Source organism: Croceibacterium xixiisoli (assembly GCF_009827305.1).
In the GTDB taxonomy this organism is placed as follows: domain Bacteria; phylum Pseudomonadota; class Alphaproteobacteria; order Sphingomonadales; family Sphingomonadaceae; genus Croceibacterium_C; species Croceibacterium_C xixiisoli.
The window spans coordinates 127,998-143,061 of the sequence record NZ_WTYJ01000003.1; the positions used below are offsets into that span (position 1 = coordinate 127,998).

The 15,064-nt window shown below is 62.4% G+C and carries 12 protein-coding genes; 4 read left to right on the plus strand and 8 right to left on the minus strand.

The genetic code is table 11. From position 1 onward, the window contains the following. Nucleotides 1-26: 26 nt before the first annotated feature. The 4 genes from GRI97_RS14330 to gluQRS form a co-directional block, all read right to left on the minus strand. Nucleotides 27-896: a 3-hydroxyacyl-CoA dehydrogenase NAD-binding domain-containing protein gene (locus GRI97_RS14330; protein ID WP_161391895.1), complete on the minus strand. Its 870-nt coding sequence runs from the start codon at nucleotides 894-896 to the stop codon at nucleotides 27-29. Nucleotides 897-992: 96 nt separating this feature from the next. Further along, nucleotides 993-1,559, minus strand: a complete 567-nt coding sequence (locus GRI97_RS14335) for a cob(I)yrinic acid a,c-diamide adenosyltransferase (RefSeq protein ID WP_161391896.1) — start codon at nucleotides 1,557-1,559, stop codon at nucleotides 993-995. Between the two features lie 13 nt (nucleotides 1,560-1,572). Beyond that, nucleotides 1,573-1,791 carry an HIG1 domain-containing protein gene (locus GRI97_RS14340; RefSeq protein WP_235917857.1) on the minus strand — a complete coding sequence of 73 codons (219 nt, stop codon included), beginning with the start codon at nucleotides 1,789-1,791 and terminating at the stop codon, nucleotides 1,573-1,575. 2 nt (nucleotides 1,792-1,793) lie between these two features. Further along, a complete protein-coding gene (gene gluQRS, locus GRI97_RS14345; protein WP_161391898.1) occupies nucleotides 1,794-2,684 on the minus strand; it encodes a tRNA glutamyl-Q(34) synthetase GluQRS in 891 nt (296 codons plus the stop codon). Between the two features lie 106 nt (nucleotides 2,685-2,790). On the opposite strand from gluQRS, the gene GRI97_RS14350 reads away from it, so the two are divergent. The 4 genes from GRI97_RS14350 to GRI97_RS14365 all read left to right on the plus strand — a co-directional run bounded on the left by GRI97_RS14350 (nucleotide 2,791) and on the right by GRI97_RS14365 (nucleotide 8,879). Next, complete coding sequence (locus GRI97_RS14350) at nucleotides 2,791-3,384, plus strand: HNH endonuclease (protein ID WP_202392798.1); 594 nt, start codon at nucleotides 2,791-2,793, stop codon at nucleotides 3,382-3,384. Between the two features lie 86 nt (nucleotides 3,385-3,470). Further along, nucleotides 3,471-5,729: an NADP-dependent malic enzyme gene (locus GRI97_RS14355; protein WP_161391900.1), complete on the plus strand. Its 2,259-nt coding sequence runs from the start codon at nucleotides 3,471-3,473 to the stop codon at nucleotides 5,727-5,729. 208 nt (nucleotides 5,730-5,937) lie between these two features. After that, complete coding sequence (locus tag GRI97_RS14360; protein ID WP_161391901.1) at nucleotides 5,938-6,426, plus strand: YybH family protein; 489 nt, start codon at nucleotides 5,938-5,940, stop codon at nucleotides 6,424-6,426. A 284-nt stretch (nucleotides 6,427-6,710) separates the two neighbouring features. Then, entirely contained in the window at nucleotides 6,711-8,879 is a 2,169-nt protein-coding gene (locus GRI97_RS14365; RefSeq protein ID WP_161391902.1) for a putative bifunctional diguanylate cyclase/phosphodiesterase, read from the plus strand. Nucleotides 8,880-8,948: 69 nt separating this feature from the next. Here GRI97_RS14365 and GRI97_RS14370 read toward each other — a convergent pair whose 3' ends face one another. The 4 genes from GRI97_RS14370 to rpoN all read right to left on the minus strand — a co-directional run bounded on the left by GRI97_RS14370 (nucleotide 8,949) and on the right by rpoN (nucleotide 15,058). Further along, complete coding sequence (locus GRI97_RS14370; protein ID WP_161391903.1) at nucleotides 8,949-11,630, minus strand: bifunctional diguanylate cyclase/phosphodiesterase; 2,682 nt, start codon at nucleotides 11,628-11,630, stop codon at nucleotides 8,949-8,951. Between the two features lie 277 nt (nucleotides 11,631-11,907). Further along, complete coding sequence (gene trmB / locus GRI97_RS14375) at nucleotides 11,908-12,636, minus strand: tRNA (guanine(46)-N(7))-methyltransferase TrmB (RefSeq protein WP_161391904.1); 729 nt, start codon at nucleotides 12,634-12,636, stop codon at nucleotides 11,908-11,910. 86 nt (nucleotides 12,637-12,722) lie between these two features. Next, entirely contained in the window at nucleotides 12,723-13,418 is a 696-nt protein-coding gene (gene ctrA / locus GRI97_RS14380) for a response regulator transcription factor CtrA (protein WP_161391905.1), read from the minus strand. Nucleotides 13,419-13,591: 173 nt separating this feature from the next. After that, a complete protein-coding gene (gene rpoN / locus GRI97_RS14385) occupies nucleotides 13,592-15,058 on the minus strand; it encodes an RNA polymerase factor sigma-54 (protein ID WP_161391906.1) in 1,467 nt (488 codons plus the stop codon). Between the last annotated feature and the right edge of the window lie 6 nt (nucleotides 15,059-15,064).

The window sequence follows — 15,064 nt, forward strand, 5'->3', positions numbered from 1 at the left end:
ACCCGGTGCCCGTTCCCGGCGCCGCGTTACCGCGTGGGCACGGGCTCCGGTCCGGAATAATCGTAAAAACCCCTACCGCTCTTGCGGCCCAGCCAGCCGGCCTCGACATATTTGGTCAGCAGCGGGGCGGGGCGATATTTGCTGTCGCCCGTGCCATCGGCAATCACCCGCATGATCTCCAGACAGGTGTCGAGGCCGATGAAATCGGCCAGCTGCAGCGGCCCCATCGGGTGATTGAGCCCCAGCCGGCAACCCTTGTCGATATCGGCCACGCTCGCCGTGCCGGAGCCCAGCACGAATACCGCCTCATTGATCATCGGCAGCAGGATGCGATTGACCACGAAACCGGGCTCATCCTCACTCAGCACCACCTCCTTGCCCAGGCTTTCGGCAAACTGGCGCGTGCTGGCCACGGTTTCGGGGGATGATGCCAGCCCCGCGATGATCTCCACCAGCGCCATCACCGGCACCGGGTTGAAGAAATGCAGCCCGATGAAACGGCTGGGATCGGGCACGCCCGCGGCCATCCGGGTAATCGGGATCGAGCTGGTGTTGCTGGCCAGAATGGCGTCCGGCGCCAGCACGGCGGCGGCGGCATCGAAGATGCTGCGCTTGATCTCTTCGCGTTCGGTGGCGGCTTCGATGATGATGCGTGCGCCGGACAGACGGGCGTAATCGGCCACCGGCTGGATGCGGTTCAGCGATGCATCCGCTTCAGCCTGGCTCAGCTTGTCCTTTTCCACCAGCCGCGCCAGCCTCCCGGCAATGCCGGTACGGGCCTTCTCGGCCAGGGCGATGTCACGGTCGAGCAGTGCCACCTCATATCCGCTTGCCGCCGCAACCTGCGCGATACCCGCGCCCATCTGGCCCGCCCCGATGATGCCGATCAAACCCATCACATGCTCCTTCGCAGTTGCAACATGGATAGCTGCCGCAAGGCGCAGACGCTAGAGTTACGGCAGCAGTTTTAGGGCAGGGGCACGTCAGTCAATTCAGCGGTTGGCGCCGGGCTTCCACAATACGTCGCCCGCCTCGCTGGCATTGACCGCGCGGGCCAGCACGAACAGGAAATCGGACAGGCGATTGATATAGGCGCGCGCCGCCGGATTGACCGGATCGGTCTGCGCCATGGTTGCGATCCGCCGTTCCGCCCGGCGGGCGATGGCGCGTGCCAGATGCAGCCTTGCCGCGGTTTCATTGCCGCCAGGCAGCACGAAGCTGCGCAGCGGGTCGAGCGTGGCGTTCACTTCGTCAATGCGCTGTTCCAGCCACTCGGTCTGCGATGCGACAATGCGCAGGGATTGGGCCGTGGGTTCGAAATCTTCGCCCGGGGTGGCCAGATCGGCGCCCAGATCGAACAGATCGTTCTGAATGCGGGTCAGATCTGCCGCCCATAAGGTCTTGATCGCCAGAATGGCGAGACCGAGGCAGGAGTTGAGCTCGTCTACCGTGCCAACCGCTTCGATGCGTGGTGCATCCTTGGCCAGGCGAGACCCGTCGACCAGCCCGGTTGTGCCGGAATCGCCGGTACGGGTGTAGATCGTGGTCAGGCGGACCATGGTGGCTTCGGGTCTAGCGGTTGCTGATCAACAGCAGCACCGCGACTGCCACGATCGCCAGCGCCTGGAACTTCACCCGCGATGCCATCAAGCGGTTCTGTTTCAGCTGCAACTCGGTCACCTTGTCGCTGTTGCTTTCAAGGTCGACCTTGGTGGTCTGCAAAAAGGCGATGATCCCGCGCACCAGCGAAACAACGACCATGCCCATCAGCGCCACAATGGCAATGATCATGATTATCTGCATGGATCGGACTCTACAGCACTGCCCAGGGAAAGACCAGCGGGTAGCCGCCCGGTGCGCAGATCTTCCGCCAGCGCTCGCCCGTCTTCTCCGGCTTCCCGCCGATCGGCCAGGGTCGGGGCATTGCGCCGCTTCGCCAGCTTGCGCCCGTCGCTGTCGATCAGCAGCGGATGATGGTGCCAGATGGGCACGGGCAGTTGCAGCAGGGTCTGCAGCAAACGGTGGATATGGCTCGCCTCGAACAGATCCATCCCCCGCGTCACCAGCGTCACGCCGTCATCGGCATCATCCAGCGTAGCGGCCAGATGATAGCTGGCGGGCGTGTCCCGGTCCTTGCGCACCAGAATGACATCGCCGGCCGCTTCCGGCCGGGCCTGTTGATCGCCCGCCAGCGCATCGGTCCATCGCAGCGGGCCGGTCAGTTGCAGCGCGCGCGCCATGTCGATCCGCCAGGCCACCTCTTCACGCTGCGGGTCGATCTGTGCACGGCGGCAGGTGCCGGGGTAGACCAACCCGTCCGGGCCCGATCGCGTTGCCGCTGCGGCAATCTCTGCCCGGCTGCAGCGGCAGGGGTACAGCAGCCCGAGGGCGCGCAATTGCTCTGCTGCCGCGTCATAGCGCGCCGTCCGGGTGGATTGTGGTGCAACCTCGTCCCACTCCAGGCCCAGCCATTCCAGATCGCGGCGGAACACGTCGGCCAGTTCCGGGCGCGATCGGGTGCCGTCGATATCTTCGATCCGCAGCAGGAAACGCCCGCCTGCGGCATGGGCCAGATCCTGGGCCATGATGGCGGACCAGGCGTGCCCCAGATGCAGCCCACCATTGGGGCTGGGGGCGAAACGTGTGGTCGCCGGGGGGCGGGCGGGCGGGTCGAGGTCGGTCATCGAAGAAATTTTCGGGGATTCCGATGCTGTAACAGGGTTGACGCTTTTCCGCGCAAATGCTCCTCTCTCCGTATCAGGGAGGACACGCGCCGTGTTCAAGGCCGAACTGATCGAACGTGCCGCACGCTTCAGAAGCGCGGTTGAGGATCCCATCCGCCGGCTAGACAGCTGTCCGGCGCTGGTGCTCAATGCCGATTACACACCGCTGTCCTATTATCCGCTCAGCCTGTGGCCCTGGCAGACGGCGATCAAGGCCGTGTTCCTGGAACGGGTGGACATTGTGGCCAGCTACGACCGTCATGTGCATTCGCAGTCGCTCGACATGCAGATCCCCTCTGTCATCGCGTTGCGGCAATTCGTGAAACCCAGCGAATTTCCTGCCTTCACGCGGTTCAATCTTTTTCTGAGGGACCGGTTCGCCTGCCAGTATTGCGGCAGCCCGCAACATCTGACCTTCGATCATGTGGTGCCCCGACGCCTGGGTGGCAAGACGACCTGGGAAAACATCGCCACGGCATGCGGGCCCTGCAACATGAAGAAAGGCGGGCGGACCCCGGCGCAGGCGAAGATGCAGTTGCAGGTGCGGCCCATCCGCCCGACCAGTTGGCAATTGCAGCAGCACGGCAAAAGCTTCCCGCCGCATTATCTGCACGAAACCTGGCGTGACTGGCTCTACTGGGACATCGAGCTCGAAGAATAATTTGCCGCTGCCGCGCAGTTTGTGGCCGTAGCGCTTTCCCCCGCGCGGCACACGCGTTAGTGCAGTCGGCACAACGGAGGATCACCTTGGCCGAAAAAACCAATGAATTCACAGCGCGGGAAGCGCTCTACTACCACGAAGTGCTGCGGCCGGGTAAGATTGAGATCGTCGCGTCGAAGCCGATGGCGACCCAGCGTGACCTGAGCCTCGCCTATTCCCCCGGCGTTGCCGCGCCGGTGCTGGCCATTGCGGAAGATCCCGCCAATGCGGCCCGCTACACCGCCCGTTCCAATCTGGTGGCGGTCATTTCCAATGGTACCGCCATTCTGGGCCTTGGCAATCTTGGCGCGCTGGCGTCCAAACCGGTGATGGAAGGCAAGGCGGTGCTGTTCAAGCGCTTCGCCGATGTGGATTCGATCGATATCGAACTGGCCACCGAAGATCCGGACAAATTCATCGAAGCCGTTGCCCTGATGGAACCCAGCTTCGGCGGGATCAATCTGGAAGACATCAAGGCGCCTGAATGCTTCGTCATCGAACAGGCGCTGCGTGAACGGATGAAGATCCCCGTCATGCATGATGATCAGCACGGCACGGCGATCATTTCCGCCGCCGGCGTGATCAATGCCTGCCTCATCACGGGTCGCGACCTGAAGGACGTGAAGATGGTGGTGAACGGGGCGGGCGCCTCCGCTATTGCCTGCACCGCACTGATCAAGGCGATGGGCGTTCCGCATGAAAACGTGCTGATGTGCGACCGTTCCGGCGTGATCTTCCCGGGACGCGACAATGTGGATCAGTGGAAGAGCGCGCATGCGGTCGAAACCGATCGCCGCACGCTGGAAGAAGCGCTCGTGGGCGCAGACATCTTCCTGGGTCTGTCGGCCAAGGATGCGCTGAAGCCGGAATGGGTGGCCGCCATGGCGCCGCAGCCGATCATCTTCGCCATGGCCAATCCCGATCCGGAAATCGCCCCGGAAGCGGCCAAGGCCGTGCGCCCCGACGCCATTATCGCCACCGGCCGGTCGGACTATCCGAACCAGGTCAACAATGTGCTCGGCTTCCCCTTCATCTTCCGCGGCGCGCTCGACGTGCAGGCGACCGCGATCAATGAAGAAATGAAGATCGCCGCAGCGCGCGCGATTGCCGAACTTGCCCGCCAGCCGGTGCCGCAGGAAGTGTCGGTGGCCTATGGCCAGAACCATCAGTTCGGGCGGGATTACATCATTCCCGCGCCCTTCGATCCGCGCCTGATGGAAGTCGTGTCCTCCGCCGTGGCGAAGGCCGCGATGGACAGCGGCGTGGCGCAGGCGCCGATCGAGGATTTCGACGCCTATCGCGATGCGCTGAAGATCCGGCTGAACCCGACAACCGCCGTGCTGACCAATGTCTACACCGAAGTGAAGAACAATCCGAAGCGGATGATCTTCGCCGAAGCCGAGGACGAAGTCGTGCTGCGCGCCGCGATCCAGTATCGCGATTTCGGCTACGGCACCCCGGTGCTGGTCGGGCGGACCCAGGCCGTGCACGAAAAGCTGGCCGAACTGGGCGTGGACGATATCAGCGCCTTTGAAGTTCAGAATTCGGCCGATTCCGATCTGGTCCCGGGAATGGTGGAATTCCTGTACGAACGGCTGCAGCGCCGTGGCCACACTGAACGCGACGTGCGCCGGATGGTCAATCAGGATCGCAATATCTTCGCCTCGCTGCTGCTGGAACTGGGCCATGGCGATGCCATGATCACCGGCAAGACGCGTCCGTTCTCGCAGACGATGCGTGAAGTCGGTCTGGTCATCAATCCGAAGGCCGATCAGGTGCCATTCGGTGTCCATCTGATGATCGGGAAGAACTTCACCGTCTTCCTGGCCGATACGACGATCAACGAACGTCCCAGTGCAGAGGAACTGGCCCATATCGCGCGTGAAACGGCCGCAGTGGCCCGTCGGCTCGGCCATGAACCGCGCGTTGCCTTCCTGTCCTATTCCACCTTCGGCAATCCGTCGGGCAAGTGGCTCGAAGGGATCCGCGATGCGGTGCATATCCTGGACGCGGAAGATCCCGGCTTCGAATATGAAGGCGAAATGGCGCCAGATGCCGCGCTCAATCCCACTGTGATGAAGCTCTATCCGTTCAATCGCCTGTCTGGCCCGGCCAATGTGCTGGTCATGCCGGGCCTGCAGTCGGCCAATCTGTCGGCCAAGCTGCTGCGCGAACTAGGCGGCAATGCCACCATCGGCCCGCTGCTGATCGGCATGGAAAAGCCGGTGCAGATCGCCCCGATGACGGCCAGCGTGCCCGACGTTCTGACGCTGGCGGTGCTGGCTGCAGCCGGGGTTGTCGGCTGACGTGGCGCGCTTTTCCGGTCGGTACGGCTGACCGGATTTTGTAAAGACAAGGGCCGGCCCGGATCGCACGATCCGGGCCGGTCTTTGTTTTCCTGCCCCTGAAACGGCATGCCCATCCTTGCGATAGGTCAAGGACCGTCCCTGCCGGATCGGCAATATGTTCGGGCGAACGGCGCGATCATCGGATCGCGAAACGGGGAGGATAGAGATGAAAATTCGTGCAGCCATCGTCGCGGTCACGCCGCTGCTCCTGCTGGCCGCCTGCGGCACTGCCGGCGATCCGCAAAGCAATCTTTCTGCTGTCGAACTGACCGCCCAGGCGCAGATCGAAGCGATCGCCGCCAAGGATATCGACGGCGTCATGCGCCTGTTCGATGAAACCGCCGTGATGACAGGGCCCAACAGAGAAGTGCTGACCGGCCCTGCTGCCGTGCGCGCCGGCTACGAAAAGCTGCTCGGCGATCCGAACCTGTCGATCAGCGTCACCCCTGGCCCCGGTTGGGCAGCAAGCAGCGGCGATCTGGCCGTCACCACATCGGACGCCAACCTGACCACGACGGACAGCACGACGGGGCAGGCGGTCACCATACCGCTCCGCAATCAGACCGTGTGGCACAAGGCGACGGGTTCGACCTGGAAGATCGTCTCCGCCCATATTGCTCGGGTCGAAACACCCGGTGCGAACCCTGCCGGATAAACCGGGCACTTCACGATCGCGATTCCACCTCCAGGTGGCTGGGTGGCGCCGCAGATTGTGCGGCGCCACGCCACGTATTGTTTGGGCGTTATTGCCGCAAAATTACCGCCAAGTGGGCACTTGCGGTAAAGTCTTTGGAAAAAAACGGCAATACGGCCAGAGCGATATTACTCCACAAATGGTGCTAATGGTTCAATTTACATATTGTTAAGTTGCGTTACATAGCATTCGCATCGCTTCCACGATCGTCTTCAATAGCGGCGGCATTCCCTGGGAGAGGTGCATTGGATCGTACGTACAGTTTCGATCATTATCGCCCGCTCGCCAGCGCGGATGAGGCAGTTAAGGCCTATGGCTCCGACCCGGACGCGGCGGAATCAGGTGCCCATGGCGACGGCTATCTGGCGGCCATAGCGTGTGGCTTTGATCATTTGCCACAGATGGTGGTGGTAGTGCGCCGCAGTTCCTGCGACGGCTATGTCAATGCACGCTGGGTCGATCATATCGGCCTGACCTCGTGCGAAAGCGGCTGGAACAACTGGTCGCAATTCGTGCATCCCGCAGATCAGCCGGCCATCCTCTCGGCATTCTCGGCCCACCCACGGGCCGCACCGCTCGAATGCCGCATCCGTCACCGCGATGGCAGCTACAATTGGTTTCTCGCTTCCGTGCAGTGTGTGGAATTCGGCGGGGCGGTTTATGATCAGGTCGTCTTCACCGATATCGACGATCAGGTGGCCATGCGCACCCGGATCCTGGCGGACGCAGCGCAGCGCGACCATATGCTCGATGCCAGCATGGATTGCATCAAGATCATCAATCTCGACGGCAGTCTGCGCCACATGAATTTGTCGGGCTGTATCGCGCTGGGCGTGCCGGTCGACGAAACCGAATTCGGGATGGATTGGTCCGCGCTGCTTCCGGCCGATCTTCGCAGCCGCAGTCGGGCCGCCGTCAAATCTGCCGCCCGTGGGCAAACAGTCCGCTTTTCCGGCACGACCCAGCTTGCGGGCGAGGCGGAACAGCATTGGGACAATCTGCTGACCCCGCTCAAGGATGAAGCGGGCAAGCCGACGGCCATACTGTGCGTATCGCGCGACGTGACCATTCAGCAGGAAGCGGAAGACCGCCTCCGCGAACTCGGAGAAATCGACAGTCTGACCGGCCTGCTCAACCGGCGGGCGTTCTACAACCGGCTCAAACGCGTGTTGCGCAAGGCGCGCGGCCAGGCCTCCAATGTGGGCATGATCCTGATTGATCTCGACCACTTCAAACATGTGAATGACACGATCGGCCATGGCGCAGGCGATCATCTGCTGCGGGTCTTTTCGCGCCGGATGGTTCGTTCGGTCATTGCGGCACGCACCGGCAACCAGCCAATCTACTTCGCCCGCCTGGGGGGCGATGAATTCGCCATCCTGCTGGAAAATGTGTCATCCGTGGCGGAAATGACCGCTCTTGCCACCGTGGCCAAGCAGCAGATGCAGGCGCCGATCCTCCATTCGGGCGGATCGGTGAATGGCGACCTCAGTGCCGGCTGCGCGCTCTATCCGCGCGATGCGGCCAATGCTTCGGATTTGATGCGCTGCGCCGATACCGCGCTCAATGACATGAAGCTGACCGGGCGGGGCGGCGTGCGGGTGTTCAACGTGCACATGGCCCATGCAGCCGAAACCGTGGCCCGGCAGCTCCGCAGGGCACGCAATCTGGTCGCCGACGATCTGATAGAACCTTATTACCAGCCGCAATTGCAGCTCGACGGATTGACCATTTGCGGGTTCGAGGCGCTGTTGCGCTGGCGCGACGGCGCCGGGCGGATCCAGGGCCCGGCCGCCATTACGGAGGCTTTTCGCAATTTCGAACTGGCCACCCAGGTTGGCGGGCGCATGCAGGAACGCGTCTTCGCCGATATCGCCAGCTGGCGCGCGCGTGGGCTGGCGGTTCAGCCGATCGCGATCAACGTGGCCCCGGTTGAATTTTTGGCCGATGATTTCGCCGAAAGTTTCCTGGCGCGGCTGCGGCACTATGCGATCCCGCACAATCTGATCGAGGTGGAGGTGACCGAACACGCTCTCGTTGAACGCGGGGCCGAACACGTCATCCGCGCGCTGAAGAAATTCAAGGCTGCGGGCATCCGCATCATGCTGGATGATTTCGGCGTCGGGCAATCCGCTCTGGTGCACCTGACCGATTATCCGGTCGATGGCATCAAGATCGACCGCAGCTTCATCAAGGAAATGACTCAGGGCGGCCCGCATCACGCGATCGTCAAGACGCTGGTCGAACTCGGCCCGGCACTGTCGCTGTCGGTCATTGCAGAAGGGATAGAGGGATCGGACCAGCTGGCCGCGCTACGCCGCATCGGCTGCCATGTGGGGCAGGGCTTCCTGTTCGATCCGGCACTGGAACCGGAAAAGGCAATCCAGAGCCTGGGGCAGGTCTACAGCGGCTAGAGCAATGTCGAGGCAGGTGGAAGCACCGGCTGGCTCGGTAATGGCGGCAAACAGAATAGTGTGGCCGTTTTAACCGATCTGCGCCAGCCGCCGGTGCGCCTCCAGCGTATCGGAAAATTCCATCGGCTTGCCATACAGATAGCCCTGGAAATAATCGCATCCCATCGCGCGAAGGGCATCGGCCTGATAGGTTTCGGTCACCCCTTCGGCCAAAACCTCAAAGCGCAGCATCTCGCCCAGATTGGCGATTGATTTGACGATCGCAGTGGCATGCGGGCTGTCCTTCATGTTCCAGATGAAGGACTTGTCGATCTTCACCTTGTCGAAGGGGAAGATGTTCAGATATTCGAGCGAGGAGAAGCCCGTGCCGAAATCATCGAGCGCGATCTTCATGCCGAAGCCCTTGAGTTGGCGCAGCACATGCAGCGCCACGTCGCGATCGCGGATCAGCACGCTTTCGGTCACCTCCAGTTCCAGCCGGCGCGGCGCCAGCCCCGCGCGGACCAGAATGTCATGCGCCATTGGCACCAGCTCGTAACGGTTAACCTGCAGCGCCGACAGATTGACCGCAATGGCAATGTCGTCGGGCCAATGGGTGGCTGCAGCGCAGGCGTCTTCCAGCACGATCCGCCCCAGCTGATTGATGATCCCGGTTTCCTCGGCAATCGGAATGAAGGTCAGCGGCGAAATCGGCCCGTGCACAGGGTGGGTCCAGCGCGCCAGCGCCTCATAGCCGATCAGCTTGCCATCCGCGGCGCGGACCTGCGGCTGGTAACACAGGCTCAGTTCGGGCGAGCGTTCGGATACTGCGCGGTAGAGATCCTTCTCCAGCTCGCGCCGCATCAGGATGCGCTGCGCCATTTCCGGCGTGAAAGCGCAGGCTGCCTCGGCTTCGGCATGCTTGGCCTGGTACAATGCCATATCCGCATGGCGCATCAGAATCTTTGCGTTTTCTCCATCGCGAGGGAACACAGCAAAGCCAAGCGAAGCTGAGGCAAAACCGGTCGTCGTGGGAGACGGAACCTTGCCGATGCAGGTGAGCAGGTCGTCGCCGAATGCGGCAGGATCGGCATCACCGGCCGCCATACGCTGGATCACCACGAACTCATCGCCGCCCCAGCGCACGCAGACATTGGGCGTGCTGCGGTCTTCCAGCACGGCGGCAATCGCGCGCAGCAAGCGGTCGCCGGCGGCGTGGCCGGCGGAATCGTTCACCTCCTTGAACTTGTCGATATCGATCAGATGGATCGCCAGCTGTTCGCCGGAATGGCGTGCGCAATCGATCTGTGCGGGCAGGGTTTCTTCCAGGAAGGCGCGGCTGTGCAGCCCGGTCAGGCTGTCATGATGCGCCAGATACTCGATCTTTTCCTGCGCGATGTGGCGGTCATGGACATCCTCCACAACGCCGGCCCATTCGATCACGGTGCCGTCGCTATCCAGCACGGGCACGCTGCGCGAACAAACCCAGCGCCATCCGCGCTCCAGCGTGCGGACACGAAATTCCATGCTGACGGTTGGCTTGCTGTCGAAGGCATGGCGCATGCTTTCGATAATGTGCGGCAGATCGTCGGGGTGGACCTGCCGGCGCCAGCGCAGCGGGGCATCGGAATCGGGAATTCCGGTCAGCTTTTCCCAACCGGTGACGGCGGTGATGCGTCCTGAGGCATCACCGCGAAAAGACACCAGCGTGCCGGCTTCGGCCAGGGCGCGATAGCGGCGTTCACTCTGTGCCAGCACTTCCAGTGCCTGTTTCAGCGCCTCAGCCCGATTGTGCAGCACGGCTTGCGCATTGGCCAGGCTGTCCTGCAGCATATCGAATTCGCGCACCGGGGAATTCAGCTCCAGCGGGGGCATGTCGCCGCTGTCGCCATGCACAACCCGCTGGCTGTGCTTGGCCAGCGTGCGCAACGGCCCCAGGATCAGCCGTGCCAGACCGAAAGCCGCCATCAGCGCCAGCAGCAGGCCCAGAACATTGGCAAGGGTCACCAGCGACACCGGCGATTGCCAGCGGGTGGTGAAGGTCGTCATCCGTTCGCCCACCACGACGATCCAGCCCGGGGTGTCATGCAGCCGGTGGAAAGCGAAGGCGATTTGCGTTCCCTCGGGTGTCCGGGCGGAAAAATTGCCGGTCTCTCCCTTGCGCTCCTGCATCTTGACCCAGTCGGGGGCGCGGGTGCCGATCAATTTGGCCGCATCGCGCGACCGTGCCAAAATCACGCCATTGGCGTCCAGCACGCCCAGCAGCAGCTGGTCCGTTGCGGCCGGATGGCTCTGCAGAGTCTGAATCAGCTGTTGCGGCGGTTGAACCATCGCGATCATCCGCTGCGGGTCACCCGGCACGGGTGCGGGGATGGCGATCGCCAGCAGCGGCCGGTCGCTACCTGGGCGGGTAAAGCTGTTCGAAAGCGCCATGGATTTGCCATGCCGGTCGGTAATCATCGTCAGTTGCGGCATCGTTTGCGGAAACCGGCCGCCGGGCGCGACGACGATCTCGGCATCCTCCAGCAGATCGGACTGCGCCGGCACCTGGCCCGGACCGATCAGTCCATTACGCGCCGCCACCGCCTCCAGAGTGGCGACCCGCGCGTCGATTTCAGTCTCGACCGTGCTGGCAGTGGTGCGGGCGCTGGTTTCCAGCAGGGCAAGGGACAGATTGGTCAGCGAATGGGAAGCGTTCCACATCGCCGCACCTACGATCGCCACGATCACCAGGCTGGTGGCCATTACGCCGACGATGATGATGGAATGCAAACCATATTTGCGGCCAGCAAGAACGGCGGATGAACGTTCGGAAGAGGTTGCTTTTCGCGTCAAACGTAACCGCACTGCCCGCTGGCTTGGTAGGTGATCGAGGGTGCCCTTCTGCGCCCAAATGTTACAACATGATAGTAATGATATTATCAATACCAAATATGGCGCGTGGGAGGTTGAATATTGTTTAATGCGGCGTTTCTAAGCAATCTGTTTACGCGCAGCGTGCCAGCGATGTTACAATTGTCCGCGCCTTGTCGCTCGGGTCTCGCCGATCTCAGATTCGCCGGTAACGGAAGTACCAGACCTCATGCCCCTGTTGCCTGGCCTTGGCTTCATAGCGCGTCTGGGTCCAGCCACCGGGACGGATCTGCCAGCTGGGCGGGCCTTCTGCCAGCCATTCGAACTGATGCATATGTCGCCGCATCACCATCAGCGCGTGGCGCAGATAAATCGGGTGATCCGTGCCAAAACGAAATTCCCCGCCCGGCTTCAGCTTGGCGGCGATCAGATTGACCGGTCCGTCGTTCATCATCCGCCGCTTGGCATGGCGTGCTTTGGGCCAGGGGTCGGGATGCAGCAGATAGGCGAAGCTCAGCGCGCCGTCGGGGACGCGATTGAGTACCTCCAACGCATCTCCATGGTGGATGCGCACATTGGGAATCGGCGGCCGGCGGTCGCCCGATCCATCCGAGTTGCCGCCACTGACGTGCAACAGGGCCTGGGCCACGCCGTTGACGAAGGGTTCGGCCCCGATGAATCCGTGGTCGGGGAGCATGTCGGCACGCGCAGCCATATGTTCGCCGCCGCCGAAACCGATTTCGAAATGCAGCGCGCGATCGTCGCCGAACAGCCGTTGCGCGGTCACCGGCCCTTCGACGGGCACGGCAATCTGCGGCAGCAGCGTATCGACCAGTCCCTGTTGCCCGTCGCGCAGGGGTTTGCCCTTGGAACGGCCATACAGGCGGTTGAGCGTGGTCGGATCGCCGGATTTGTAAGCAGTCATAGCGCCAGCCCGCTAACGAAAAACCGCCCCGAAGCAAGCGCTGCGGGGCGGTTCTCGCTGTTTATCGGTGTGATCGATGGTCAGTATCAGGCCGCTTCCACCTCTTCGCCGGGATCGCGCAGCACATAGCCACGGCCCCAAACGGTTTCGATGTAGTTTTCCCCGCCGCAGGCGCTGGAAAGCTTCTTGCGCAGCTTGCAGATGAACACGTCGATGATCTTGAGTTCGGGTTCGTCCATCCCGCCATAGAGATGGTTGAGGAACATTTCCTTGGTCAGGGTGGTCCCCTTGCGGAGCGAAAGCAGCTCCAGCATGGCGTATTCCTTGCCGGTCAGATGGACGCGGGCGCCATCGACCTCGACCGTCTTGGCATCCAGGTTCACACCCAGCTTGCCGGTGCGGATCACCGACTGGCTGTGGCCCTTGGAACGCCGGACAACCGCATGGATGCGGGCGATCAGCTCGTCACGGTGGAACGGCTTGGTGACATAGTCATCGGCGCCAAAGCCGAAACTGCGCACCTTGGATTCCATCTCGGAAATGCCGGACAGAATCAGCACCGGGGTCTGCACCTTGGCCACGCGCAGCTTCTTGAGCACATCGTAGCCATGCATATCGGGCAGGTTCAGGTCGAGCAGGATGATATCATAATCATACAGCTTGCCCAGATCGAGGCCTTCTTCGCCCAGATCCGTTGAATAGACATTGAAACCTTCGGCAGAGAGCATCAGCTCGATCGCTCTCGCGGTGGTAGGCTCGTCCTCGATCAGCAGCACACGCATTGGGATATCCCCCGTTCAAACCTGCACTATCCCCCGTGCAGGAGGTGTTCCTTCTATTAACCACAGCATCTCTGAAGGAAAAAGGTTAATCAGGGGTAAACAGGTGAAGCCGGCGTTAACAATTTCGTGCCGGCGCCCCGCTGCCAGCATCCATTTACGCCTTGAACGGCGCCTTAGGCGGCGCTTTGCAGCTTTTTCTGTCGCCGCCGCTGGACTGATGAACCGATGCCGATCGCCTCACGATATTTGGCCACGGTGCGGCGGGCCAGGTCGAATCCCTTGTCGCGCAGCAGTTCGACCAGCTTGTCGTCAGACAAGACATCCCGCGTGTCCTCGGCATCGATCAGCGATTTGATCTGCGCCTTCACCGCCTCTGCCGACACTGCGCCCTCGCCATCGGCAGAGGCAATGCCGCTGGTGAAGAAATATTTCAGCTCGAATGTGCCGCGCCCGCAGTTGAGATATTTGTTGGAGGTGACGCGGCTGATCGTGCTCTCATGCATCTCGATCGCCTCTGCCACGGTGCGCAGGGTCAGCGGGCGCAGCTGCGACACGCCATGGCGGAAGAAACCGTCCTGCTGCTTCACGATTTCCGCTGCGACCTTCAGGATGGTCTTTTGCCGCTGGTCCAGCGCCTTCACCAGCCAATTGGCATCGGCCAGCTTCTCGTTCAGCCAGCGCTTGGTGTCGCGATCGGCCCCCGCGCCGCGCAGCTCGACATAATATTCTCGGTTCACGATCAACCGGGGCAGGGTCGCCTGGTTCAGCGCAATGTCCCAGCCGTGATCGGCGGTCGCCGTCACCAGAATATCGGGCACCACCGGCGCGCGTTCCCCCGCACCATAGCGCAGGCCGGGGCGCGGATCATAGCGGCGCAATTCGCCCAGCATGTCGGCCAGGTCTTCCTCGTCGACATGGCACATCCGCCGCAATTGCGGGAAGGCGCCGCGCGCCACCAGTTCCAGATTGTCGAGCAGCTTGGCCATGCAGGGATCGTAACGATCGGCTTCCCGGGCCTGCAGCGCCAGGCATTCGCCCAGCGAACGCGCACCCACGCCGGTGGGGTCGAGCGTGTGGATGATCGCCAGCGCCTGTTCGGCATCGGCCAGGGTGACTTCCAGCACATAGGCCACTTCATGCAGCGGCGTCGCCAGATAGCCGGCTTCATCCAGCAGGCCGATCAGATAGCGGGCGATGAACGCCATCCGCTGATCACGCGTGGCTGCGCCGATCTGTCCCTCCAGATGTTCGGCCAGCGTTGGCCCGTCGCCGCCGCGCTCGCTGATGTCAGGGCCTTCCTCGCCACCAGCGGAAGCGGAATGGGCCGACCAGTCCCCGGTGTCGCGATCCCGGTCCAGCGTGGCGGGATCGATATCCAGGGGCGCATCCGCCTCCCCCGCGCCCTGTCGAATCAGTTCATCGGCGGTCGGCGCTTCGGTGGTGATCGATTCGGGCGGCTCATCTCGCTGCTCGACGCCGATTTCGCCGGCTTCCAGCAGCGGATTCTGCTCCAGGGCGTCGCCGATGAAAGTTTCGATCTCAAGATTGGACAGCGCCAGCAGCTTGATCGCCTGCTGCAACTGCGGCGTCATCACCAGCGACTGGCTCTGGCGCAGATCCAGTCTTGGCCCGAGAGCCATGGGTCA

What these genes read in the sequence shown, in the direction of transcription:
- ctrA (WP_161391905.1), bottom strand. Translation starts at nt 13,418, where the DNA reads ATGCGTGTGCTGCTGATCGAGGACGAGCCTACCACCGCGAGAGCGATC.
- rpoN (WP_161391906.1), bottom strand. Translation starts at nt 15,058, where the DNA reads ATGGCTCTCGGGCCAAGACTGGATCTGCGCCAGAGCCAGTCGCTGGTG.
- trmB (WP_161391904.1), bottom strand. Translation starts at nt 12,636, where the DNA reads ATGACTGCTTACAAATCCGGCGATCCGACCACGCTCAACCGCCTGTAT.
- gluQRS (WP_161391898.1), bottom strand. Translation starts at nt 2,684, where the DNA reads ATGACCGACCTCGACCCGCCCGCCCGCCCCCCGGCGACCACACGTTTC.
- GRI97_RS14340 (WP_235917857.1), bottom strand. Translation starts at nt 1,791, where the DNA reads ATGATCATTGCCATTGTGGCGCTGATGGGCATGGTCGTTGTTTCGCTG.
- GRI97_RS14335 (WP_161391896.1), bottom strand. Translation starts at nt 1,559, where the DNA reads ATGGTCCGCCTGACCACGATCTACACCCGTACCGGCGATTCCGGCACA.
- GRI97_RS14360 (WP_161391901.1), top strand. Translation starts at nt 5,938, where the DNA reads ATGAAAATTCGTGCAGCCATCGTCGCGGTCACGCCGCTGCTCCTGCTG.
- GRI97_RS14330 (WP_161391895.1), bottom strand. Translation starts at nt 896, where the DNA reads ATGGGTTTGATCGGCATCATCGGGGCGGGCCAGATGGGCGCGGGTATC.